Annotated in this window: 17 protein-coding genes; all 17 read left to right on the forward strand. The window is 42.8% G+C overall.

Annotation, left to right across the window (positions count from 1 at the left end; genetic code table 11):
* Nucleotides 1-43: 43 nt before the first annotated feature.
* Entirely contained in the window at nt 44-1,087 is a 1,044-nt protein-coding gene (locus BLQ87_RS07310; RefSeq protein ID WP_074605464.1) for a TlpA disulfide reductase family protein, read from the forward strand.
* A 214-nt stretch (nt 1,088-1,301) separates the two neighbouring features.
* Nucleotides 1,302-1,871, forward strand: coding sequence for an RNA polymerase sigma factor (locus BLQ87_RS07315; RefSeq protein ID WP_074605465.1), 570 nt, complete (start codon nt 1,302-1,304; stop codon nt 1,869-1,871).
* A gap of 120 nt (nt 1,872-1,991) precedes the next feature.
* Nucleotides 1,992-3,107 (forward strand): FecR family protein, encoded by a 1,116-nt coding sequence (locus BLQ87_RS07320; protein WP_074605466.1) that lies wholly within the window; start codon nt 1,992-1,994, stop codon nt 3,105-3,107.
* A gap of 197 nt (nt 3,108-3,304) precedes the next feature.
* Complete coding sequence (locus tag BLQ87_RS07325; RefSeq protein WP_172664824.1) at nt 3,305-6,598, forward strand: SusC/RagA family TonB-linked outer membrane protein; 3,294 nt, start codon at nt 3,305-3,307, stop codon at nt 6,596-6,598.
* Between the two features lie 17 nt (nt 6,599-6,615).
* Entirely contained in the window at nt 6,616-8,433 is a 1,818-nt protein-coding gene (locus tag BLQ87_RS07330) for a RagB/SusD family nutrient uptake outer membrane protein (RefSeq protein ID WP_074605468.1), read from the forward strand.
* A gap of 22 nt (nt 8,434-8,455) precedes the next feature.
* The gene (locus BLQ87_RS07335; RefSeq protein ID WP_074605469.1) at nt 8,456-9,589 is read left to right on the forward strand and encodes a SusE domain-containing protein; all 1,134 of its coding nucleotides are present in this window, start codon (nt 8,456-8,458) and stop codon (nt 9,587-9,589) included.
* 7 nt (nt 9,590-9,596) lie between these two features.
* A complete protein-coding gene (locus BLQ87_RS07340) occupies nt 9,597-10,748 on the forward strand; it encodes a glycoside hydrolase family 76 protein (protein WP_074605470.1) in 1,152 nt (383 codons plus the stop codon).
* A gap of 5 nt (nt 10,749-10,753) precedes the next feature.
* Nucleotides 10,754-12,352, forward strand: a complete 1,599-nt coding sequence (locus BLQ87_RS07345) for a glycoside hydrolase family 28 protein (RefSeq protein ID WP_083361741.1) — start codon at nt 10,754-10,756, stop codon at nt 12,350-12,352.
* 8 nt (nt 12,353-12,360) lie between these two features.
* Complete coding sequence (locus BLQ87_RS07350; RefSeq protein ID WP_074605472.1) at nt 12,361-14,301, forward strand: glycoside hydrolase family 97 protein; 1,941 nt, start codon at nt 12,361-12,363, stop codon at nt 14,299-14,301.
* A 10-nt stretch (nt 14,302-14,311) separates the two neighbouring features.
* Nucleotides 14,312-15,421, forward strand: coding sequence for a glycoside hydrolase family 88/105 protein (locus tag BLQ87_RS07355; protein WP_074605473.1), 1,110 nt, complete (start codon nt 14,312-14,314; stop codon nt 15,419-15,421).
* 158 nt (nt 15,422-15,579) lie between these two features.
* Nucleotides 15,580-16,167, forward strand: a complete 588-nt coding sequence (locus BLQ87_RS07360; protein ID WP_074605474.1) for an RNA polymerase sigma factor — start codon at nt 15,580-15,582, stop codon at nt 16,165-16,167.
* Between the two features lie 76 nt (nt 16,168-16,243).
* Nucleotides 16,244-17,359 carry a FecR family protein gene (locus BLQ87_RS07365; protein ID WP_074605475.1) on the forward strand — a complete coding sequence of 372 codons (1,116 nt, stop codon included), beginning with the start codon at nt 16,244-16,246 and terminating at the stop codon, nt 17,357-17,359.
* Nucleotides 17,360-17,541: 182 nt separating this feature from the next.
* Nucleotides 17,542-20,859: a SusC/RagA family TonB-linked outer membrane protein gene (locus BLQ87_RS07370; RefSeq protein ID WP_172664823.1), complete on the forward strand. Its 3,318-nt coding sequence runs from the start codon at nt 17,542-17,544 to the stop codon at nt 20,857-20,859.
* Between the two features lie 10 nt (nt 20,860-20,869).
* Complete coding sequence (locus tag BLQ87_RS07375; RefSeq protein WP_074605476.1) at nt 20,870-22,342, forward strand: RagB/SusD family nutrient uptake outer membrane protein; 1,473 nt, start codon at nt 20,870-20,872, stop codon at nt 22,340-22,342.
* Between the two features lie 35 nt (nt 22,343-22,377).
* Entirely contained in the window at nt 22,378-23,496 is a 1,119-nt protein-coding gene (locus BLQ87_RS07380) for a TlpA disulfide reductase family protein (RefSeq protein ID WP_074605477.1), read from the forward strand.
* A 62-nt stretch (nt 23,497-23,558) separates the two neighbouring features.
* Nucleotides 23,559-24,872, forward strand: a complete 1,314-nt coding sequence (locus BLQ87_RS07385; protein WP_074605666.1) for a M16 family metallopeptidase — start codon at nt 23,559-23,561, stop codon at nt 24,870-24,872.
* A gap of 2 nt (nt 24,873-24,874) precedes the next feature.
* Nucleotides 24,875-26,290: a M16 family metallopeptidase gene (locus BLQ87_RS07390; protein WP_074605478.1), complete on the forward strand. Its 1,416-nt coding sequence runs from the start codon at nt 24,875-24,877 to the stop codon at nt 26,288-26,290.
* The last annotated feature ends 104 nt before the right edge of the window (nt 26,291-26,394 follow it).

Raw genomic sequence — 26,394 nt, forward strand, 5'->3', positions numbered from 1 at the left:
AAATAAGTAGCTTATCACCTAAAAAATACCTAAGTCAACTATTATGTTAAGATACATTTCGCTCCTTTTATTATTATTCTCTAATCAACTCTTTGCTCAAAACTCTTTTGTAATTAAAGGCACATTCAAAGATTATAATGGTATACTTTATTTTTCGTACAAAAATTTAACCGATAGCACACTCGTGAAAAATGGCACATTTACGTATCAAGGACAGATAGATCTTCCTGTTCCTGCAAGTCTGTTCATTGCGGATGTGAAACCTGTTTACTTCGATACATTTATTTTAGAGTCGGGGGATCTTACTGTTCGGATAGACACCTCGACAAAACAAGATAATGGCAAGCCAATTTGTAGAGTAAATACTACGGTTTTAAAAGGGGGAGATACAAATGATCTACTTGCTTCCTTTCGTAATACTCTAGCCACAAAGGGAAATGCTATGAAAAACAAAAGTGTTGCAGAAAAAAAGCAATTTTATATTAAAGAGCTCCGCGACTTTATCAGGCAACATCCAACGGAAATCGCCTCACTAATACTTGTAGAACAAGCAAGCCCTGGCTTTTCACAACAGGAACTCGCCTCTTTTTATGAAGGTTTTGATGCCAAAGTTAAAAATGGTTTTTATGGTACCAACCTTAAAGCCGCAATTGATAAAAACACGAAAGCAATAACCCAGACGCAAATAAGAGATTTTGCACAAGCAGATATAAATGGCAACCTTATTTCAATTAATAGCTTGCGTGGGAACTTTGTCCTTATTGATTTCTGGGCATCTTGGTGCATTCCCTGTAGAGAAGTAAATCCAGATTTGCTAAAAATCTATCAAAAGTACAAAAGTAAAGGATTCGAAATCTTAGGAGTCTCCTTAGATTCTGATCGCAAAAGTTGGTTGAGTGTAATTAATCATGATAAGCTAAATTGGTTAAATGTTTCAGATTTAAAGGGAAATAAAAATGAAGTCGCACTAATGTTTAACATCACGAAGATACCGGATAACATATTGATTGACAAAGAAGGACGGGTGATTGCGAAAAACATAAGTCCAAACGAAGTTGAACAAATTATCGCTAGTGTTCTAAAATAGCTATCTTGTCGGTGACAAAATAACTCACCTTTCCAGGTCAGTAAAAATCCAGGCGATTCTCCTTCCTAATGCGAAAACAGCGTTTTTGAAGAGTTCATCAGTTTGCTTGTGGAATGAGTGGTCACTAAGACTGAATTGGATTACTTGTATATTCTCCAATCAGATTGTAGTTTCATGAAATTTATAATATATTCGTTTAAACAACAAACCAAATATGCCGGAATATCAATCTTTTACAGATGCTGAGCTGTTCACTTTGCTATGCAATGATGATCATAAAGCATTTACGGAGATTTATGACCGATACAGCGGACTTCTTTATGTTCATGCTTATAAAAGAATTAGAAATAGGGAAGAAGCCAGGGATTTGATCCACGAATTATTTACTGTTTTATGGCATAAGCGAGATCAGATCACACTAAAAACAGAACTTTCATTTTATTTATACAGAGCGGTAAGAAATCGTGTTTTAGACCTGGTAAAACACCATAAACTTCAGGCCAGCTATATCAGCTCTTTTGACAGCTTTTTAAATAATGGAACCAATATTACCGATCATTCGATCCGTCAAAAGGAACTGATCCTGCTGATTGAGAAAGAAATAGAAGCACTACCTGAAAAAATGCGATTGGTATTTAACCTCAGCAGAACGGAGTGTCGCAGTCATAAGGAAATCTCCAATGCCCTTGAAATCTCTGAACTTACCGTGCGTAAACAAATCAACAACGCATTAAAAGTGTTGAGACCTAAATTAGATAAACTGCTTATTTTCTTTTTTTTATAGCAAAAAGCTAAATTGATTTAGGATCGAAAATATTTTTTAAAATATTTTCATTTTTATCTACTCTATACCCCTGAGTTAATCGTCTATGTGTTAAATAAAGACAAAAAGTCTTTTAGGCATATGCATAAACCAGATATAAAAGATTTATTAGAGCGGTATAAAAGTGGCGATTGCACCGAACAGGAGCGTTCACTTGTAGAAAGCTGGTATTTAACCTGGGATACCCCTTCACTTGACCTTTCTGAGCAGGAGTTAATTTCAGATCTGGAATTGATCAAACAAGAACTCCCCCGGAAAAGAAGACGGATAGGTGGATATTTCCAAATGGCTGCTGCTGCAGTCGCATTGATCACATTAACAGCCGTATTTTATTATTTCAATTATCGGGAACCAGCTAAAAATTTGGTAAATCCGACTGAATTAAGCAAAATCGTTCCCGGGACAAACAAAGCTACCCTCACCCTTGCGGATGGTTCTACCGTGGTATTGGATGCTGCCACTCCGATAGATGGAATTAACCAGTTTGGTGTTAAAATTAATAAATCTGCAGAAGGTAAGCTCATATATGTCAGCGATAAAAATGCTAAAGTTGCCGATGCTTATAATACGATAATTACCCCGAAAGGAGGGCAATACGAGGTGACACTACCTGATGGAACCAAAGTTTGGTTGAATGCCGCGTCTAAACTTCGTTTTCCTGTTGTATTTGCTGGAAACGAAAGGAAGGTTGAGTTAAGTGGTGAGGCTTATTTCGAAGTAGCTAAGGATAGAAAAAAGCCATTTAAAGTAAAAGCCGAACAGCAGGAAATTATTGTCCTGGGTACGCATTTTAATGTAAATGCTTACCATGACGATGCTTTTACCAAAACTACTTTACTTGAAGGCAGTGTAAGGGTAAACAAAGGCTCAGCACAGGCCTTACTCACACCAGGGCAACAGGCCGTTAGTAATAACGGATCTGCGGTGATCAATGTACGTAAAGATGTGGATATACAGGAGTCCATTGCCTGGAAAAATGGCTTGTTCATGTTTGAACAGGAGGACATTTTCTCAATTATGAATAAAATCTCCAGGTGGTATGATATCGTAGTAGAATATCGCGGAGACCTGAAAGGTAAAAAATACAGTGGCAATATCTCAAAGTTTGAAGACGTAACGGAAGTTTTAAAAACGATGCAGCTTACCGGAAGTATTCAGTTTAAAGTTGAAGGAAGGAGGATCATCGTTATGCCTTAAACTTTACATACCATCACCACAAGAAAAGACCCGGAAGCGTTTGCACCGCTCCGGATCAGTTAAGGTCTGCAAAACCTTGGCAAGAGAACCAAACCGTTTCAAAAGTTTTAATTTCACTTACTAACCAAATGTACAAAATTTTTAACGACCTACCATGGTGGGCATCACCCCGCATGGGATCAATATTTCTACTCCGAATGAAATTTACGATCATCATACTCCTTACAGCTATCATCCAGGTTAACGCAACAACATACGCACAGACCATTAACCTGAAGGTGAAAAATGCCAATATAGAAAAGGTATTTAAATCGCTTCGCGAACAGAGTAAGTATAACTTTTATTATGAAGACGACATGATCAGCAAGGCGAACCCCATCACCCTTTCTGCTGTGAATGAGCCGTTTTTAAGTGTCCTGGAAAAATGTTTTAAGAACCAGCCTTTTACTTATTTAATCAACCACAATACAGTGGTGGTGAGGAAAAGAACGGAGCAGGTAGCTCCGGTTCCTAAAAAGGCCGACATCACCGTTACCGGAAAAGTTTTGGACGAAAATAGTAAACCAATACCCGGTGTTTCTGTAAAACTGAAAGGTACAGCAATTACTGTTGCTACTTCTCCTGAAGGGGACTTTACAATGAAAGTACCCGAAGATGGAATACTTGTGTTTTCTTATATCGGATATGAAATGCAGGAAATCCCGGTTCAGGGAAGAAAAAATATACAGGTTAATCTAAAGCCTGCAGACAATAAGCTGGAGGACGTTGTTGTTGTCGCCTACGGACAAAAGCAGCGCAAAATAGAGACCCTTGGTGCGCAATCCACTTTAAATGTGGACGACCTTAAACAACCTGTTGCCAATATTTCTACGGTACTGGCCGGTAGGGTATCCGGACTGGTAGGCGTACAAAGGAGCGGTGAGCCGGGAAGAGATGGCGCTGATCTTTGGATCAGAGGAGTGATCTCTCTTGGAAATAACGCCCCTTTGATTTTGGTTGATGGTGTTGAACGTTCTTTTAGCAATATAGATCCGAATGACATTGAGAGCTTCTCTATTTTAAAAGATGCTTCTTCTACTTCAGTTTATGGCGTAAGAGGGGCCAATGGAGTGGTGATTGTCAATACCAAAAGAGGCAAGGCGGGAAGGACAGAAATTAACCTGGATTATTATCAGGGATTGACCAATTTTACCAGGGTTCCGGAAACTGCTGATGGGGTCACCTATATGCAAATGGCTAATGAAGCGAGGTTAACCCGAGGTGGCACACCAAGGTATACACAGGAACAGATCAGCAAAACATTGAGCCGGGAAGATCCTTATCTGTATCCAAATGTGAACTGGTTTGACGAAATATTTAACGATTTCGGAAAGAATAAAAAGGCCAATCTGAGTATTCGGGGAGGTGGTGAAAAGTCCACATTTTATGTATCTGCAGGGTACTACGATGAAACGGGTCTGTTTAAAACAGATGCGTTGCAGCAATACAATTCTGCCATTAAATTTTCACGCGTAAACTTCAGTTCTGCATTGACGTTAAAAGCAACACCAACCACAACAATAGATTTAGGGATCAAAGGCTGGATCTCCAATGGCAACTACCCTGGTAAATCAGCAAGTGAAATATTTGAGAATTCTTTAAGAACCTATCCTGTACTGTATCCGGTGATGTATCCGGATAATAAAGAGCCATTTTTATCAACCGGAGGTGGGCTAAACAGCTCTTATGGTTTGCTAACGAACAGAGGGTATTCCACGACTTATGAAAATCAGATCATGTCTGATGTTCGGGTGAACCAGGATATGAGTGGGATTTTAAAAGGATTATCTGCCCATGTCCTTTATTCTTTTGATGCCACAAACTCCAATTCACTCAACCGGATCAAAACACCCACTACCTATTTTGCTACAAAAAGAGATGAAAAAGGGGATCTGGTCTATACCACTATCGGGCAGGGACAGGATTACCTTTCTTTTGGCAGGAGTAATGGCGGCAGCAGGCAATTTTACTTAGAAGGCGCCATTAAATACAATCAGACCTTTGGTGATCACAGGGTTGGTGGAATGCTTTTATACAATCAGAGTGATAAGGTAAGCGCAACTGCAGATAACCTGATCGGGTCGATCCCCTATAGAAGTTTGGGTGGTGTGGGTAGGTTTACCTATTCTTATAAAGACCGTTACCTGGCTGAACTCACCTTTGGCTATAACGGTGCGGAGAACTTTGCGCCATCAAAACGGTATGGATTTTTCCCATCCTATGCGCTGGGCTGGGTGATTTCGAATGAATCGTTTTACGGAAAGGCAGCTAATATATTTCAATTGCTAAAATTAAGAGGATCCTACGGTGTGGTAGGCAGCAGCAGCATTGGCGGCAGGCGATTTTCTTACATAGGCACGGTAGAAAACACGGGTAGTGCCTACGTTTTCGGAGAAAACAGGGCCAGTATTAATGCCGTTCAGGGAATTGATATTGCCGATTACGCAGTTGACGCTACCTGGGAAACTGAAAAGGATCTGAACCTGGGTTTGGAACTTAAAACGCTGAACAATGCCTTAGGATTGCAGATCGATGTATTTACACGTAAGCGCGAAAATATATTCAGATCTCGCGGAGTGGTACCGGGCTTTTTAGGGATCAGGAAGAATTTGCAGGGTAATTTAGGGGTTACAGAAGCTAAAGGGATAGATTTTACCGGAAATTACGATAAACGGTTCGGAGAAGTAGCCGTTTCTTTCCAGGGTACTTTTACCTACAATAAAAATAAAGTAATAGAAGACGATAGCCCTATCCCTGCTTATCCATGGCAGGAATCCAGAGGGCAGTCGGTATACAACAGAATAGGTTATATCGCTCAGGGTTTTTATACCCAGGCAGAGATTGACGATCCATCTGTGCCAAGGACCGCAGGTGTTGTTCAGGCGGGTGATCTGAAATTCAAGGATTTGAATGGTGATGGAATTATTAATGTAGATGACCAGACCTTCATCGGAAAAGACCAGGTTCCTCAAATACTATATGGTTTTGGAACTACATTAGGTTATAAGGGGTTCTCTTTGGGCGCATTTTTCCAGGGTGCAGCATCTGTAGATTTTTATTTTTCAAATGAGTTTATGCCGTTTAGAAATGGTGATGCCAGGGGAAGTCTGTATTCAAATATTCTGGACAGGTGGACCCCGGAAAATCCGAACCAGAATGCATTTTATCCGAGACTTAGCTATGGCTCAGATATCAATCAAAATTACGCCACAAGTACCAAATTCTTGCAAAACGGTCGCTTTCTAAGACTGAAGACGTTGGATTTTGGATATACATTTAAAAAGGAAGCGATCAGGTTTGCAGGTTTACAGAAGCTGAGGCTTTATTTTATCGGCTATAACCTGTTTACAATTAGTCCCTTTAAGTTCTGGGATCCGGAAATGGGTGGAGGATCCGGTACAAGGTATCCCAATATCCGAACCTTTAGTTTAGGCCTTAGCGCTACTTTTTAACCTTAACAATTTTTGACATGAAAAGAAACATATTTTTTAAAACTGTATTGGTTATTGCAGTTATAAGTTCGTTAAGTGGCTGTAAAAAATTCCTTGATCAGGTACCTGACGACAGGCAGACGATTGATGATGTTTTTAAGAAAAGACCAGAGTCTGAAAAATACCTTGCAGGTGTATATGATTACATCAGATCTAATTCAGAATGGAATGGCGACAGTAGTCCCTGGGAAGGTCTTTCTGACGAAATTGATGTGACCTATAATGATTATCCCACCTTTGCAATGAATACAGGTAACTGGGATAAAAACCGTGATAATTTTAATTTCTGGGTTCATTATTATCAGGGGATCCGCCGGGCATCGTATTTTATGCAGCGCCTTCCTGAAAATCCGGAGATTGAAGCAGGACTGATGTCACAATACATTGCTGAAGCAAGGGTGTTACGTGCCTATTTTTACTCGGGTATCCTGGCCCAGTATGGCCCTTTTATTATACTTCCTGAAACTGTGATCTCACCTGATGCAGACATCAGTACTTTTAGTCTTCCGAGAAGCAGTTATGATGAATGTGTGAATTACATTGTAGCCGAATTGGATAAAGCGATGGCCGATCTGCCTCCAGGCAGGGGAAGTGTGACCGATTTCGGGCGCATGAAACGCGGAATGGCTTTGGCCATTAAATCCAGAACACTTTTGTATGCAGCAAGCCCTATGTTTAATGGAAATACGGTTTATGCGGATTTTAAAAATCCCGATGGGAAGGTGTTGATTAGCCAGAGTTTTGATGTTAATAAATGGAAGCGTGCTGCGGAAGCTGCAAAGGAGCTTATAGATAATCCTGACTATAGTTTATATCGGGAAGTTGATGCGGTAACAGGTGCGCTGAAAGTATATGAGTCGTTAAAAGGTATTTTTATAAAAGCCTGGAATTCAGAAGTGATATTGAGCCGCTATACCACCGATAAATTGGGGTCTTACGATCAGAACGGTACGCCGTATATACTCGGAGGCTGGTCGTCATGGGGTCCGACACAAACTGCCGTAGACGCTTATTTTATGGCAAATGGTTTGCCTAAGGATGATCCAAATTCACAGTATACTGAAATTGGTTTTACGAATACCGCTACGGCGCAATATGCCGCAGGAACATCTAATATGTATGTAGGTCGTGAGCCACGTTTTTATAATGCCATTACATTTAACCTGAGTAAGTGGATCAATAATTCCAGCAACAATATTGGTGGAACAGGCTCGGCGCCGATTACGATTCAGATGTATAACGGTGGCAATAGCGGTCAGTACAATGGTCGTAACTGGTCGCGCACGGGCTATTGCGTAAGGAAACATGTGAACCCAAATTCAAGAATGGGAAGTAATAGCATCGTTGCCGATCGTGCAGAAGTCTTATTTCGTTTGGGCGAGATCTATTTGAACTATGCGGAGGCTTTAAATGAATACAGTCCTGGTCATCCTGATATCAAAAAATACATCAATATGATCAGAGAGCGGGCTGGCATTCCTCAATATGGAGCAGGGGCTGGCTTTGTACCGGAGCCGGCAGATCAAGGCACATGGAGAATAGCGATCCACAGAGAAAGAAGGGTTGAGCTTGCTTTTGAATGTCACCGCTATTTTGATGTGCGGAGATGGAAGATTGCAGAACAAACAGACGGAGGCCCTTTTTACGGCATGGATATTAATGCAACCACTACTGCCGCATTTACCAAACGCACGGTATTTGAAACGAGGGTATTCTTACCCAGGAATTACCTCTGGAATATCTTACCCGGAGAATTGAATAAAAACAAAAACCTCGTACCAAACCCGGGCTGGTAACCTGTTTTAGAAGCATATTAACATGAAGAAGATATTTAAAAATAGCTACGCTATAAGCGTGGTGCTGTGCCTTATTGTTTTGTCGGGCTGTAAAAAGGACAAAAACGATCCTATAAATACCACCATTGATGCTGCTGTACTAAATGCTCCTGCAAGCAACACGGTAGTGAACCTTACTCCGCTCCTTAATGCGGTGGTTAATTTTGAATGGACTGCGGCGAAGGTGGGCAACAATACCCCTTCATTTTACGAAGTTCAGTTTGATAAAGAAAGTGGTGATTTTTCTAATCCGGTTTACAAAGAAGCTGCTGCAAGAGGAGGAGCAGATAATAAATTGTCTGTTAACCATAGGATTGTAAATAGAATAGCTAAAGCAGCTGGTATTAATGAATTGGCATCAGGTAAACTGAAGTGGCGGGTGGTTGCCAATACAGGAGTAGTGTCGGCTGTTTCGCAGACAGGTATTCTGGAAGTTAAAAGACCTGCCGGCCTCGCTGACAATCCAGTTGAGGTTTACATTTTAGGAACGGCAACAGAAGCGGGAGATGACCCGGCTAAAGCTTTAAAGTTTAAAAAGCTGAGTGAGGGCGTCTTTGAAATTTATACGTCTTTAAATGCGGGTACCTATAAAATGATAGATAGAATTACCGGGACTCCGATCACCTTTGTCTTAAACGGCACATTGATTACTGAAGCCGCATCAGCAAACAGTCCGGCAACCAGTAAAACGGTATACCGCATTAACCTTGATTTTAATTCCGCCTCAGCCGTGCTGACAGAAATCGTGTCAGTAGGCTTATGGTTTTCGGGATACAATGCCATAAAAACGAACCTGGTTTATGACGCTGCAGGTATATGGAAGGCTACTTTTAACAATATATGGAAAACCGAATCGTGGGGTAAGGATGAACGCTATAAATTCAGGGTAGTTGAAAAAGATGCCGCAGGTATATCAACAACAAAAAACTGGGGCAGTAGCAAACAGGACAATACCAGGCCGGCAGCGAACCAGGATGCCGCTTACTTCCTGCTTAAAGAAGTAAATAACAGCCAGTATGATTTTTCCTATAAATTCCAGCTCGAATCTGCTAATACGGAGGTCACATTTAAAATGCAGTCTGCCGCAGATTATACACATGTAATCACTTATAAATAACAAACCAATGAAATCGATCATTTCAACATATAAAATATGGGGAGTACTGACCATAGGTCTGTGCTTATTCTCCTGCGAAAAAGAGGAAATAGGGGCTGTACCGCCAGAGGTAATCCCCACAATAGTGGTAGATTGGGCGAAGGCAGCAGAGCAGTCGCAGACTGCATTGGATGTACAGTTTTATTCCACAACCCAGAATTATTACAACCAGAACAACAACGGACATACCGGCTTCAATTACTGGTGGAACGCCCATGCACTGGATGTTCTGGTAGATGCCTATAACCGTACCAAAGAGGCAAAGTACCTGACCAAAATGGACAGCCTGCTTGCCGGCTGCTATGTTAAAAACGGAAATACCTACTGGAACACCTTCTATGATGATATGGAGTGGTGGGCACTGGCATGTCTGCGTGCTTATGATGCGACAAAAGACGAGAAATATAAAACGATGGCCAGGCAATACTGGACCTGGATAAAGGTGGGATGGAGCGATGTAAAGAATGGGGGAATTGCCTGGGCATCCGGTTCTAAAGATTCTAAAAATGCCTGTTCTAATGCCCCTGCGGTAATTATCGCAGCAAAGCTTTATCAGCTGGATAACAATCCGGACGATCTGGTCTGGGCTAAAAAGATCTATACCTGGCTTAAAACCTATGTAGTTGAACCCGCCAGGGGAGTGGTATGGGACGCATATGGCAACACGAATGAAGATAACATCTATACCTATAACCAGGGCACGTGGCTGGGTGCGGGTTTGGAACTCTATAAAATTACGAATGAACAGGTTTACCTGAACGATGCGGTAAGGAATGCGAACTATGTGATGAATGACCAGGTCAGGTTTTCCCCTAAAGGCGTATTGAAAGGAGAAAATAGCGGTGATGGTGGTTTGTTTAAAGGCATTTTTATCAGGTATATGGCACAGCTGGTATTGAGAGGTGTACTGGATGATTATACCCGCGGACTTTATGTGAATTACCTTAAAAACAATGGACAGAGTTTATATACCAAAGCCACCAGGTTTCCGGAACATACATTCGGGGCCGACTGGGCAAACAAACCCGGTAGCAAGCTGAGCGACAGTTCCGTTCAGCTCAGTGGCTTAATGTTGTTTGAAGCCCTGGATGAACTAAAGCGTGCAAACCTGTTAAAATAAATCATATGAATTTTAAGATATGCAGAGGGCTTTTCATGGTGTTCCTTGCCGTGTTAACCTCTTTTCAAATCTTCGCTGTACCCAAAGGTACAGCGAAGATTTTCAGCTACCCTTTGCCGTCAATTTACAAAGCTTCTTCTTTTTTTGAGTTGCAGGTGAACGGAACGAGCATACCCGTTGTTGGTTACAATGACAAGTACGACTATGCCCAGCTTTCCATGAGCAAGGGGAAAGCGGAATTTGCCATCCGCCTTAAAAATGGAGATCAGGTATCCGCATACCACATCAGCCCTAAAAAATTAGCTGTCGCAGGTATACCGAGTGGCAATACGCTTAGGTTTACCCTTCATAAAGATGAATACCTGATCATCAAAATCAACCGGCTAAGGGAGTTGGTGATCGTTGCAGATGCAGCAGAAGGCAATAAACCGGCTTCTTCCGGAAAAGGGATCTTTAACATTACCGGGAAACCTTATCTGGCGGTTAGCTCAGCTACAGAACTGGCAACCGAAGCCATTCAAAAAGCCATAGATGATGCAGCGGCTTACAAAGGCGGTAAAGGAATTGTTTACGTCCCGGCAGGGATTTATCCGGTAAGAAACTTAAAACTGAAAAGCAATACCAGCCTTTACCTGGAAGGTGGAGCGGTGTTGTTGTTCAGCGGACAGGAGAAAGACTTTAAGATCAGTGCCCGTAAAGCCTCACAAAACAGAAACATTACCTGGTGGATCGCTACAGATAGTGGCGCTCATGACATCAGGATATACGGACGGGGAACTCTGGACGGGAATGGTAAGTATGCAACAGAAAAAAATAACCTTGGTGCACATATCCTCGCTATCATGCATACGGACAGATTTGAACTCGACGGACCGGTAATCAGGGAGTCCGGAGCCTGGGCCATCATTCCTACCCGATCTAAAAACCTCGTGTTCCGGAATTTTAAACTGTTTAATCGTTTTGATATGGGCGAAAATGACGGCATTGACGTCATAGAGTCACAAAATGTATTGGTGAAACATGCCATAGGTATTGCGCTCGATGATCCTTTTTCTACAAAAACATGGATGCAAAATACAGATCTATGTCGCAACTGGCCCGGAAAACCCATGGTACAGGATGGGGTGGTATTTGAAGACTGTATTTCCTGGACTTATTGCTATGGTTATAAAATTGGCCAGGGGGTAATGCAGGACCAGCGGAATATTGTGTTTAAAGACTGTGTTGTTTATGATGCCGCAGTAGGGATCGGCATTCATCATAAATGGGGAACGGCATCCGTAAAAAATGTTTTGTTTGATGGGATAGACATAGAACGGTTGTCCTATCAGAACGATGATCACCGTACCTGGGCCATTTTTTTTATGCAGAATGGCGATAAAAAAGGAAGCGGGCCAATCGATAATGTCCTTGTTAAAAATGTATTGGTCAGAGACCAGGGTAAATCACCGGGTAAGATTAAAGGCATAAGTGCTGCAACCCCTATCTCAAATCTGAGATTTGAAAATATCGTGATGCCGGGAACGACAGAGGCCGCAAGTACTTTACAGCAAATAAATATGACCGATACCAGCTATACCAATCAGATTCAAATCAAAAAATAAAACTGAACATGAAATTTATTAAAGTACTTATTTTGTCAGCGCTGTTCTTGTATGCTACAGACATACAGGCACAGCAAAAATATATCGTCTATTCGCCAGACCATAAAATTGAGGTCACACTTTCGGTATCCGATAGTGTCTATTATACGGTAAAAGTAGACCAGAAAGAACTTATTTCAGCTTCTGCTATTGCCTTGGATGTGGATGGCAAAAACAAATGGAAAGTTGCGAAAACCAGCAAGTCTAAACACAATGAGGTATTACATCCGGTCGTTTGGCAAAAGAGTAAGGAGGTAGCGGATGTTTATAACCAGTTGCGCCTTGATTTTAACAACGGGCTTGCCCTGGAATGGAAAGCCTTTGATAATGGGGTGTCCTGGAGATGGTTAAGCAAACTCAAAAAAGATTTTGTAGTAAGATCTGAAACCGCAAAGTTTAACTTTAAAGGTTCCGGCAAGGCCTGGTATCCACAGGAAGAGCAGTTCTTTTCACACAATGAACGTGAATATAAAAATTATACCCTGGATCAGTTAGACGGCAAGAAACTGGCCAGTTTACCGGCCTTGTTCCAGGTTGGAGAGGTAAAGCTGCTGCTTACCGAATCAGACCTGTTTAACTATGCGGGGATGTGGTTAAGGGGAACGGGAAAAGGTGGTGTACATGGCGTTTTCCCGGCTTATCCAAAAGTAAAAGCCATTACCAGCGATCGTGATGAGCAAGTGAAGCAGCGGGAAGATTACCTGGCCAAAGCCAATGGGGAGCAGAATTTCCCATGGAGAGTGATTATGGTGGCAAGAGAAGATAAAGACATTCTTGTAAATCAAATGCCTTATCTGTTGGGTAGACCATCTACAGGTGATTTTAGCTGGGTGAAACCAGGTAAAGTGCAGTGGGACTGGTGGCACTATAACAATGTTTATGAAGTAGATTTTAAAGCAGGAATTAATAATGATACCTATAAATATTATATCGATGTAGCTTCAAAATACGGAATCGAGTATGTTTTGCTGGATGAAGGTTGGTGTGATACGCGTGACCTGATGAAGCAAGCGCCGGGAATTGATGTAGCGGAGCTTGCAGCATACGCAAAAAGTAAAAACGTAGCGTTGTTGTTATGGTCTAGCTGGCTGGTATTGGACCAGCAGCTGGATATGGCACTTGACCAGTTTCAGAAATGGGGCATCAAGGGGATCAAAGTAGATTTCATGCAGCGCGACGACCAGGAAATGGTGAATTATTATGAGAAGGTTGCAGTAGCGGCCGCAAAGAGAAAACTGCTGGTCGACTTTCATGGTGCCTATAAGCCTACAGGCTGGCTGCGGACTTATCCAAACATTATGACTTCAGAAGGAGTATTGGGCAATGAGATCAGTAAGTTTGCCGGATCCATCAACCCTTCACATACTGCAACGCTTCCTTTTACGCGGATGGCAGCCGGTCCAATGGACTTTACTCCCGGGGGAATGCGCAATGTGCATAAAAAGGAATGGGCAGCCGCTCCCTCGGAACCGATGACCCTCGGTACCCGTTGCAACCAGATGGCGATGTACGTGATTTATGAGAGTCCGCTGCAGATGTTGTGCGATATTCCTACTCATTACCTGAAAGAGCCTCAGTCTATGGAATTCATTAAAGCGGTTCCTGCGGTGTGGGCGAAAACAGTGGCACTGAATGGCAAGGTCGGGGAATACGTAACCATGGCCAGGCAGGCAGCAAACGGCGACTGGTATATCGGCTCCATGACAGACTGGAGCGAAAGGGAATTTGAATTGTCACTTTCTTTTTTACCGGATGGGGAATATGAAATGCAGGTCTGGAAGGATGGAATCAATGCCAACAAAAATGCGAAGGATTTTAAAATGGAAAAACTTCAGGTTAACCGCAATACGCCGTTGAATATCAAGCTGGCATCAGGCGGTGGCTATGTGGCCAGACTAATTAAAATATAAATACATTCTAATGAAAAGATACCTCATTGTTGTTGCAATGCTAGGATTTAGCATTGCAAATGCCCAGATAAAGGAGTTCAAAAATTGGCCGAAAGGCAGCGACCCGAAGGAGATCGGGAACCTGCTGGCCTGGCATTTTGTGGAAACCCCACATACCAATTTCGGCATGCCCGGCTTGCCGGGCTCCATTACCTATTCGGAGGTCTGTTCCTGGTACGGCGCCTTGAAGTTCGCGGCAACAACCAAAAACCGGGAGCTGCTTAACAAGCTCGATCAAAGATTCAGGCCATTGCTGTACGAAAAGAAAAACCTGCAGCCACGACCTGATCATGTAGACCCCAACATATTTGGTTCCTTACCCCTGGAACTGTTTATGCAAAATAAGAACCCTGTTTACCTGGATATGGGCAAATGGTTTGCCGATCAGCAATGGACGCTGCCAAAAAATGCAAAACCTGAATACCAGGCTTTGCTAGATAAGGGTTTAACCTGGCAAACCAGAATGTGGATTGATGATATGTATATGATCACCAATATTCAGGCTCAGGCATACAGGGCTACCGGCGACAGAAAATACATAGACCGGGCGGCGGCTGAAATGGTGGTTTATCTGGATGCGATCCAGCGCCCCAACGGTTTATTTTTCCATGCTGCCGATGTCCCATTTTTTTGGGGAAGAGGAAACGGATGGATGGCTGCGGGGATGACTGAGCTATTGAGTTCATTACCCAAAGACCATAAAGACCGCCCCAGAATTTTAAAAGCCTATCAGACCATGATGCGAAGTTTAAAGGAATTCCAGACAAAAGAAGGGATGTGGCTACAGTTGATAGATGATGCAGGTTCCTGGCCGGAAACCTCGGGCACAGGTATGTTTACATTCGCCATGATTACGGGAGTGAAAAAGGGATGGTTAGATCAGAAGGAATATGCTCCGGTAGCCCGAAAAGGATGGATCGCACTCACAAAGTATATAGACGCAAATGGCGATGTGAGAGAAGTTTGTCAGGGGACGAATAAAGAAAACAGCAGGCAGTATTACCTGGATAGAAAGAGAATTACCGGAGATATGCATGGGCAGGCACCCGTATTGTGGAGTGTTTTTGCCTTGCTTCAATAAAATTATTCCCCATTTTAGTTCAGATTGATGATGCCATGACTTCCTGTTAATGAAGCTGAATCAGGATCTGTAGTTGTACCTCTCGACATGGTTATCAAAATTATTTGCTAACGTTTGGCTGCAATTTTTTGTAACTTTAATGCGGGGGTAATTTCTTTATGGCTATTAAATCTTTTGTCAATGAAAGTGAATTGCTTAAACAAATAGCAAAAGGTGATCAGCGCGCATTTAAATTGATATTTGACCATTACAGACCTCAGATTTATTCTTTTTCTTTAAAATACCTGAAGTCGGAATTACAGGCCGAAGAAGTGGTGCAGGAAGTTTTTCTTAAACTATGGAAATTGGAAGATCGGCTGACTGCTATAAGAGATCTGGAAAACTATCTGCTTACTTTGTCCAGAAATAAATCCTTTGATCTGCTGCGACGAATGAAACTGGAAGCCAGAAGTATAGAACCGCTTGGGGCCTGGGATAAAATCACCAATGATACTGAAGAAGAAATTTTGCTTAATGATACCCGTAAGGTACTAAACGATGGCATTGCATTGTTACCTCCGCAACAAAAACAGGTTTACCAGCTTTGTCATCAGGAGGGATTGAAGTATGATGAGGTTGCGGCCAGGCTACAACTTTCTCCGCAAACGGTGCAGCGACATATGAAACTGGCACTGCATTTCCTGCGGGATTACCTGAGTAAACATACTGATGTGGCCGCTATGCTGATCATTTTTAAGTTATTGTAAGTAAAATCATTTTTTTTCGTTTTCCATTGCCCCCCTTTTCCATCTCGCGCGTCCATGTATAAAAGGGACGTATATTATGGATCAGAATAACATAAAATATTTACACCAACAATACCTTAATGACACGCTTACTGAGGCGGAGTCGGCAGACTGGGAACGGCTATTGAATGATCCGGCGCAGGAAGAAGTGCTGAAATCGTTAATGGCAATGACATGGCAGGAGATGAGGTCTGCCGATCTTAAAGATATGTCTGCTGATCAGGCAGATTTAATGGAAAGGTTTATTACCGCACAAGATCAGGGCAGAACTATCCGCTTGTGGCCACGTATTGCAATGGTTGCAGCAGCATTGGCATTAATTTTTGTGGGTGTGTATTTTTTTAAATCTGTCCTTCAACCCGAAGTAAAGAACATTGTTGCACGTAATGATGTTTCCCCAGGCTCAAACAAGGCAACGATCAGGTTGGCCGATGGCAAAACAATTAGCCTGAGTGGCAGCAAAAGTGGCGTTGTTGTAGATCGCAGTAAAATAGCTTACAATGATGGCAGTTTGGTTCAGCACTCGATTGGTGTTCAAACCATCAGCACTCCCCGTGGAGGCACCTATCAGATCACGCTATCTGACGGTACAAGGGTCTGGCTTAATGCAGCTTCCAGTTTAACTTACGTTGCCGGTTTAAATGAGAAAGGAGAACGCAGTGTGAAGCTCAATGGAGAAGCTTACTTCGAGGTGGCCAAAGATAAAATACATCCTTTTGTGGTCGAAAGCAGAGGGCAGCGTGTCGAAGTATTGGGTACGCATTTTAATATCAGTTCCTATGAGGATGAAAGTGTAGTTAAAACCACCTTGTTAGAAGGTAGTGTAAAAATAAATGACCTTATATTAAAGCCTAATGAGCAATCACTGCTCAGTGGAAATGACCTCAAAGTTAGACAGGTAGATACCGAAAATGAAATTGCCTGGAAAAATGGAGAGTTCATTTTTAAAGAAGATGACCTTAGAGCAACCATGCGTAAAATAGCCAGGTGGTATGATGTAGAAATCATTTATGATGCTTCTGCTCCTGCGGTATTGACACCAGGTGGCTGGGTTTCCCGATCAAAAAACATCTCTGCTGTATTAAAAATAATGGAAGCAACTGGAAAAGTTCACTTTAAAGTAGAGGGAAGGAGGATTACGGTGACGAAATAAATACACCTGAAAATGCTGAACCAAAAAAGCCAAAAGTGCGACTAACACTTCTGGCCTATAGCTGGCATTACGTTAATAAAATTTCTGAAGATCTATCAACTTAACCAACTAAACAAATGTATAAAATTTATACCAGGAAACCGGGTATACCTATATTCTGTTTCCGTAAATTCTTGCTTGTGATGAAACTAACCACTATCATTTTAATCGCAGCAGTAATGCAGGTAAGCGCAGCTTCCTATGCACAGAAGGTAACTCTTGAAAAAAAATCAGCTTCGCTTGAAAGCGTATTTAAAGAACTGCGCAAGCAAACCGGCTATGATTTCTTTTTTGACCGTAACAGCATGCAGAAAGCCCGCCCTGTAGATATAAGTGTTAAAGATGCAGCGCTTAAGGATGTGCTGGATCAATTGTTCGAAGATCAGCAACTGAGCTATTCAATAGAGAGCAATACAGTGGTGATCAAGGAGAAAACGCCTTCCTTTCTGGACAAGATTATTCATCGCTTTACTGATATTGATGTGCGTGGCCGCATTTTGGATGATAAAGGAATCCCGCTTCCCGGCGCGACAGTAAAAGTTAAAGGAACAAAAAATATAACGCTTACAAATGTAAATGGCGAGTTTAAATTGAATAATGTGACGGAAGATGGAATTCTGATTGTCAATTATGTAGGGTATAATACGGTAAGCCTTCCTGCTAAAAAGGATATGGGAAATATCATACTTGTAGTGAGCACTTCCCAGCTTGACCAAATTCAGGTAATCGCTTATGGGATCACTACCAAACGTGCCAATACCGGTTCTCAGGCGGGAATAAAAGCAGTGGACATTGAAAAACAGGTCATTCACAATCCTTTGGAAGCCCTGATCGGCAGAGTTGCAGGATTGGATGTAACGCAACAAAGCGGTATGCCGGGAACAGCGATTACCATTCGTATACGTGGAGTGAACAGTCTGCGACAAAACGCGAATGAACCCTTGGTGCTGATTGACGGAATCCCTTTCCAAACGACATCTCTGATCACGCCTGGGGGCGTAGCTTTAGCCCGGGAAATGAGCCCCTTGAGCAGTTTGAGCCCAGCCGATATCGAAAGCATTGATGTGCTTAAAGATGCAGATGCAACAGCCATATATGGTAGCCGGGGCGCCAATGGCGTGATTCTGATTACTACGAAAAAGGGTAAAGGTGGGAAAACGGCAGTCAACTTTAATGTGTCCTCTGGTGTCGGCAAGATCGCAAGAAAGGCAGGGGTACTCAATCTCAGGGAATATCTGGATATGCGCTATGAAGCATTTAGAAATGATGGCGCGGATTTTGAAAAATCTATTTATGCCTGGGACCTTAATGATTGGGATACCACAAGGTATACCGATTGGCAGGACAAGTTGCTAGGAGGGACCGCACGTTTTTCTAACGCTCAGGTATCAATGACAGGAGGCGATGAAAAGACCAGTTATAATTTTGGTGCCGGATATCTCCGTCAGACCAGCGTTTATCCAAGCAAATATGCAGATCAAAAATACAACGGTCGCCTGGCGATCAGCCATACTGCAACTAATCAGAGGTTCAAAGTGCAGTTTCTGGCCACATTTGGTTCGGAAGACAATCGGTTACCTTTGATAGATCTTGTTTCAGCTGCGCTGACACTTGCACCGAATGCTCCGGAAGTGTACGATGCACAAGGGAAGCTAAACTGGGACAACAACCGGTTACTCTGGGATAATCCCATGGCAAAACTCCAGGAGAGTTTTCAGAGCAAAACCAATACTTTCACGTCTAACGCGAACTTAAGCTATGAGCTGCCGAAAGGAATTATCCTGAAAGCCTTGATTGGCTTTAACAATAACAACAACAATGCACTGGATCTTAAACCTTCTACGGTTTATCCTCCAGCCCAGGCCACCGCGCTTGGTGAGTTTTATCGTACTTCTACTAACACCGTAAACAATACCAGCACCTGGAATATGGAGCCCCAGATTACCTATTCCACTAAAGTAGGGCCCGGAATACTCAATGTGCTCGCAGGTGCAACTTTTCAGCGGACCGAAACAAACGCTTTGATGAATTCCGGATATGGCTATAAGGACGATGACCTTTTAAATAACTTGTCGGCTGCATCAAGAATTGTTGGCAGCAGAACGTTGACAACGTATAATTACAATGCGATATTTAGCCGTATCGGCTACAACATCGCCAATAAATACATTTTAAATTTCACCGGCAGGAGAGATGGTTCAAGCAGGTTTGCTCAAGGCAAGCAGTTTGGGAACTTCGGTGCTGTTGGTGCTGCCTGGCTTTTCGCAGAAGAATCCTGGATCAAAAAATCTCTGCCATTCCTGAGTTACGGAAAGTTACGGGGAAGCTATGGGGTTACGGGTAATGATATGATAGGGGATTACGCTTATTTTCAACTCTATAACAGCACCAATTTAAGGTATGGGGCTGCTGGCTATGGTGGCGGTTCGGTATTAACGCCAGACAAACTGGAAAATGACCACTTTGGATGGGAAACCAACAAGAAAGCCGAGGCAGCGCTCGAGCTTGGATTTTTTAAGGACAGGATTTTATTGACCACAAATTATTACCGCAACCGTTCCTCCAGTATGCTGGTAGATTATCCACTGGCAGCCACAACAGGCTTTGCGGGAGTGATCAGTAACCTGCCTGCACTGATACAAAACTCCGGATGGGAATTTGAATTGAATACGGTGAACTTGAAAAGTAAAAGCTTTACCTGGTCCAGTTCCTTTAATTTAACCCTGCCCAAAAATAAATTGGTTCGGTTTGACGGGCTGGAAAATTCCAGCTATAAGAACACCTATGCAATCGGACATCCGCTGAACATGATCAAAACATTGTTGCCTTATGATATAAATCCGCAAACCGGAGTTGGAGCGGTAAAAAATGCTCAGGGGGTGGTTATCCCTCCATCTGCGTTGACGATTAACGATGCAGTTAACATTATTGATCTCTTTAAAGATTATTACGGGGGATTAAACAATAGTTTTAGTTATAAGGGCTTTTCTCTGGATGTTTTCTTACAATTTTCAAAACAAAAGGGTAACTATACCTCCAGTACGGCATTCAGATCTAACCAGATCAATCTGCCTGGTTTTATCGGAAACATGCCATCTGAAAGATATGCGGACAGATGGACAACACCAGGACAGACAGGGGCAATGTTTCAGCGGTTAACGCAGGATATTACACGTGTGCAGCCAGCCGCGGCGGCGGCACTCGGAATGGGAACATTCTCTGCCTCGTTAGATCCTGCATATTATGTGGATATCACCTATCTGCGCTTAAAGAACGTATCGCTTTCCTATACACTGCCTACAACTTTTCAGCGAAAGCTCAGGTTGCAGAATGCGCGGATATTTATTCAAGGTCAGAACCTGTTGACGTTTACAAACTATCCGGGAATGGATCCGGAAAATCAGTCGAGAAGCTTACCACCCTTGAAAATGCTAACTGCAGGTTTACAGCTCACCTTTTAATCCTTAAATCATGAAACTCAGTAATATAAATATCATTGCAATTGGATGCCTTATGATAGGTGTATCCTGCAAAAAATTCATCGAAGTGGATGGTCCGCAAACCTCTATCACTCAAAGTGAGGTCTATTCCAGCAACGAAAAAGCAACGGCAGCAGTCAGCTATATTTATTACGATATGGTGGCGACAGATGCTTTTGCACAAGGCTACAGAGGCATCAGTATGGTAGGAGGACTTGCCGCAGATGAACTGAAAACCTATTCCTCACAACTGGACTACATGCAGTTCAATACGAATGCGATGTTGTCGGATAATCTGTCCCTTTATGAAATGTGGAGTGACGCCTATACCAATATTTACCGGGCTAATTCTGTAATGGAAAATATCGCAAAGTCACCTGCGCTTTCAGACCAGGTTAAAAACCAACTAAATGGGGAGGCCAAATTTATGCGTGCCTTCTTCCACTTTTATCTTTCAGGACTGTTTGGTAAAATTCCACTGGCAATGAGCACAGACTATAATGTCAATACCCGTCTGGCACGCAAGCCCCTTGCAGAAGTGTATAGTGCGATTGTTGCTGATTTAAAAGATGCCCAGTCATTATTAACAGATGAGTATTTAAGCGGAACAAATACGGCTACGACATTGCGCATCAGGCCCAATAAAGCTGCTGCAACAGCCTTATTGGCGAAGGTCTATTTATATATGCAGGAATGGGCAAATGCAGAAACACAGGCATCAGCTCTTATTGAAAACAGTACTTACGTACTCGAACCGGACCTGCTTAATGTATTTAAGGCCACTAGCAGAGAAGCCATCTGGCACCTGCAACCGGCCAACACGCCAATGTTCACCCAAGATGGGGCAGCGCTATTGGTTACTGGAAATCCAGCAAGTGCGAGCTTCGGTTTTACAAACAATTCAGTACTTACACAGGAGCTTTATAACGCGTTTGAGCTTACAGATAAACGAAGGGCCAATTGGGTTGGAACGCTTACCGTAACTGCAGGTACTTTTAGATTTGCCAGCAAGTATAAATCGAATCAGACCAATAACACGACACCCGAATACCTCATGACATTCAGGCTGGCCGAGCAATACCTGATCCGGGCAGAAGCCAGGGCAATGCAGGGAAAACTGACAGGTGCCAACAGCGCGGCACAAGACATCAACACGATACGGAACAGAGCCTTTGACACTCCGGGACTAAAGACGACTACTGCAGTTACTTTGACAGAGATGATGGCTGCCATTGAGTATGAACGCAAAGCGGAGTTGTTTACAGAATGGGGAAACCGCATGATGGACATCAGGCGCTGGAAAGGTTTTGCCAATCCGGGGATTAACCGTGCTGATGAGGTGATGCCAAAGGTGATGCCAGAGAAGGGGGGCAGCTGGACAGCTTACAAAACCTTGTTTCCTGTTCCGCTGGCAGACATTAGAAAAAACCCTAATCTGGACCAAAACCCGGGATACGGACTGTAATTACAATTAACATTTATCAAACTAAATTGAATTTTATGAAAATCATAGGAATGTTATGCCTGTTGCTTTTCCCGGGCATTTTGACTGCCCAGGTAAAAGTAAAAAAGGGATTTACGCTCAACGGAAATTTAACCAATGCGGCTAATCGTATGGTTTACCTTAACAGTCAGAACAACACTGCCAAAAAGGTCTTATACAGTGATTCTACGCTTACAGATGCCAGAGGCAGGTTTATGTTTAAGGGAGCTGTTGCTGAGCCGGGTCTGTTTTCTTTAACGGTTAAAGATATAAAAGGGCGCGCTACCATTTACATGGAAAACGCAGCTATTTTATTGGAGGGAAACATCGACTCATTAAAAAAAGCAGCTGTTAAAGGGTCGAGAGAAGATATGATCAGGAAGGAATGGGAGGTTTTAGATGATCCTATTGCTAAAAAAAGATTGACAGACGAGATGGTTAAAAACTATGAGGCAGCTGCTGAGCGGCGGGATACCACTGCAATGGTGCTGGTGCAGGAAAGGTCGTTAAAGATATATATGGACGACCTGGCTAAAAAAACCAAAACTATTGTTCAGAAATACCCCAACTCTGCTATGACTGTTGATGTCATCAGCAATCTGGTGGATTTAGAACAAAATCAGTTGGCAGATAATCTGTTAAAAGAGGTTGAACGGACCCCTGCCGGGCAGTTTACAAAGACAAAAGTACTTAGAAAACGACTCAATATCAGAATGAGTTTAAGCATCGGATCGAAGGCGCCCGACTTTGTGCAGCCCGATACCACAGGTAAGCTCATTTCGTTGTCTTCCATGAAAGGCAAATATGTACTGGTCGATTTTTGGGCAAGCTGGTGTGGCCCTTGCAGGGCAGAAAATCCATATCTGCTAAAAGCATACGCAAAATTTAAGGATAAAGGGTTTACCATATTGTCTGTTTCTCTGGATGATAACCGGAAGGCCTGGCTCAACGCGGTTAAATACGATAAATTATTGTGGCCACAGGTTAGCGACCTCAAAGCAGAAGAGAATGAAGTGGGTAAGTCATATGCGATAAGAGGTATACCTGCCAATTTCTTAATCGATCCGCAGGGTAAAATTGTAGCGAAAAATCTGAGAGGGGATCAACTGGAAAAGCAACTGGAAAAATTATTTTAATTAGTCCGGGGGCCGGCTGGGGTGGGCCGGCCTGCTTTTTATTCATGACAAAAAACATAAAAATGAAGTATAATTTTTTAATTGCGCTATCGCTTTCGGCACTGTGCCTTCGCAGTACTGCGCAGCAGGTAAAGTTTAGCGAATATGACCTGGACAATGGACTCCACGTCATTCTCCATCAGGACAAAACCGCTCCGGTGGTAGCCGTTTCCGTAATGTATCATGTTGGTTCCAAGGATGAAGATCCTGGCAGAACCGGATTTGCCCACTTTTTTGAGCACCTTTTATTTGAAGGGAGTGAAAATATGAAGCGCGGCGAGTTTATGAAAATCGTTAGCAGTAATGGCGGACAGAACAATGCCAACACCACGCAGGACAGGACATTCTACTATGAGGTTTTTCCTTCAAATCAACTCGAACTTGGGCTTTGGCTGGAAAGTGAACGGATGTTGCACCCGAAAATTGACAACGCAGGGGTTAAAACGCAGAACGAAGTGATTAAAGAAGAAAAACGCATGCGTATTGACAACAAGCCCTATGGTAAGTTTGCTGAAAATATCTTCGCTCATTTATTTGAAGGGCATCCTTACAGCTGGCAGCCGATCGGTTCTATGGCTCATCTGGATGCAGCCAGACTGGAGGAATTTATTGCCTTCTTTAAAAAATACTATGCGCCTAATAATGCGGTGTTAACCATTGCCGGAGACCTGGACATAGAAAAGACCAAAGGACTGGTTGCTAAATATTTTAACGAAGTGCCCAAGGGAATCCCGATAGTTAAGGGGACTTTCGAATTGAAGCCGGTTACCAAACAAATCGTCGATACGGTTTACGATGCCAATATTCAGATTCCGGCAATATTTGCCGCTTATCGTGTTCCGGGAATGAAAAGCCGTGATCATAAAGTGTTGGAAATGATCAGTTCCGTTTTGTCCGGAGGCGGAAGCTCCAGATTGAGTACCAAAATGGTGGATGAGAAAAAGACGGCTTTACAGGTTTCCGCTTTCAATTATACGCTCGAGGATTATGGGGCTTACATTACGCTCGCAATGCCGAACAACAATACGCCTTTAGACCAGCTTTTAACAGAGATCGACGCCGAGGTTGTTCGCCTGCAGACTGATTTGATCACTGAATCTGAGTTTAAAAAGCTGCAAAATCAATTCGAGAACGGATATGTAAGTGCCAACACAAAAATGATCGGACTGGCTGAAAATCTTTCCAATGGGTATATTTTCCACGATAAGCATACGAATAACCTGAACGAACAACTTGCAGAGGCCAAATCAATCAGCCGCGAAGAGATCAGGGATGTGGCTAAAAAGTACCTCCGGAAAGATCAGCGTGTAGTCCTTTATTACCTGCCAAAGAAATAAATATGAAGAAGATATTTACATTCGCTATAGCTGTCCTGTTTGTTCAGGCGGTATCAGCGCAGAAACCAGACAGAAGTCAGCGGCCAAAACCAGGGCCGGCACCAGTCATTGCATTTGCAGACCCGGTGGTCTATAAATTACCAAACGGGATTACTGTGCTGGTGGTAGAAAATCATAAGCTACCAAAGGTTTCAGCCAGTTACAGTATTGATGCAGGTCCGATTGCGCAAGGTGCAAAAGCCGGAGTGATCAGCTTATTGAGCGGAATGCTCAACGAAGGAACGGTTACAAAAACAAAAGCCCGGTATGATGAGGCGGTTGGTCAGATGGGTGCAGAAGTCGGCGTTTTCGCTGGCGGAGGACGGGCATCTGCCCTGACCCGTTATTTTAGCGATGCTTTTTTATTAATGGCGGATGCACTGAGAAATCCTTCTTTTCCGCAGGCATCATTTGATAAGCTAAAATCACAAAGTCTGACGAATCTAAAATCAAATGAACGAAGTGCGACCGCCATTTCAGGACGTGTGGTGAATGCGCTTTCATTTGGACTAAACCATCCTTACGGTGCATTTGAAACAGCGCAAAGCCTCAACTCCATTACCCTGGATGATGTCAAAGCTGCGTATAAAAAATATGTGACCCCCTCAAGAGGGTATCTGACCTTTGTGGGGGATATCAAACCGGAAGTGGCAAAAGTCCTGGCCATTAAAGCATTTGGGAATTGGAAAGGTGCTGTGCTTACCTTTCCTGTCCTGGCTAAAGTCAGCAACCCGGTTAAAACCGAAGTAGATGTGGTGGATGTGCCGAATGCGGTTCAATCAGAGATTACGGTAACCAATCTTATAGATTTGCCAATGGGTAGCCCTGACTATCATGCGGTTTTGCTCGCCAATCAAATTTTGGGTGGCGGTGCGGATGCTAAACTATTTAGAAACCTGCGGGAAAAGCATGGCTTTACTTATGGCGCCTATGCTACAACAGGGGCAGGAAGGGGTCAATCCACTTTCAGTGCGACGGCATCTGTCAGAAATGAAAAAGTGGATAGTGCGGTGGTTGAATTTCTAAAAGAGATCAAGGTGATGCGTACAGAAAAAGTCAGTGCTGAAGTGCTGCAGAATGCGAAGAACTTATACAACGGCTCTTTTGCACTTGGTTTGGAAAATCCAGGACGTGGGGCTGGTTTTGCCAGCAGCATCCTGATCAATAACCTTCCAAAAGATTTTTACCGTACTTATCTTCAAAAACTGAACGAAGTTACTGCAGATGATGTCCTGCGGGTGAGTAAGAAATACTTCGGGCATGACCATGCAAGGGTAGTCATTGTAGGTAAAACCGGGCAGTTTTTACCAGGATTGAAAAAGATGGGATTCGATGTCAGGGAATTTGACAGCTACGCGGTACCGTTAAAGAGAAAATAAGAAAAGTAAAACAGAGCATCTTGCTTTTATAAATGTAAGTTCAGCGTGAAAACGCTGAACTTTTATATTATTATACGAATAGAAAATATTGGGCTATCTTAATA

Origin of the sequence: Pedobacter steynii (assembly GCF_900103665.1) — a bacterium.
Lineage (GTDB): Bacteria > Bacteroidota > Bacteroidia > Sphingobacteriales > Sphingobacteriaceae > Pedobacter > Pedobacter steynii.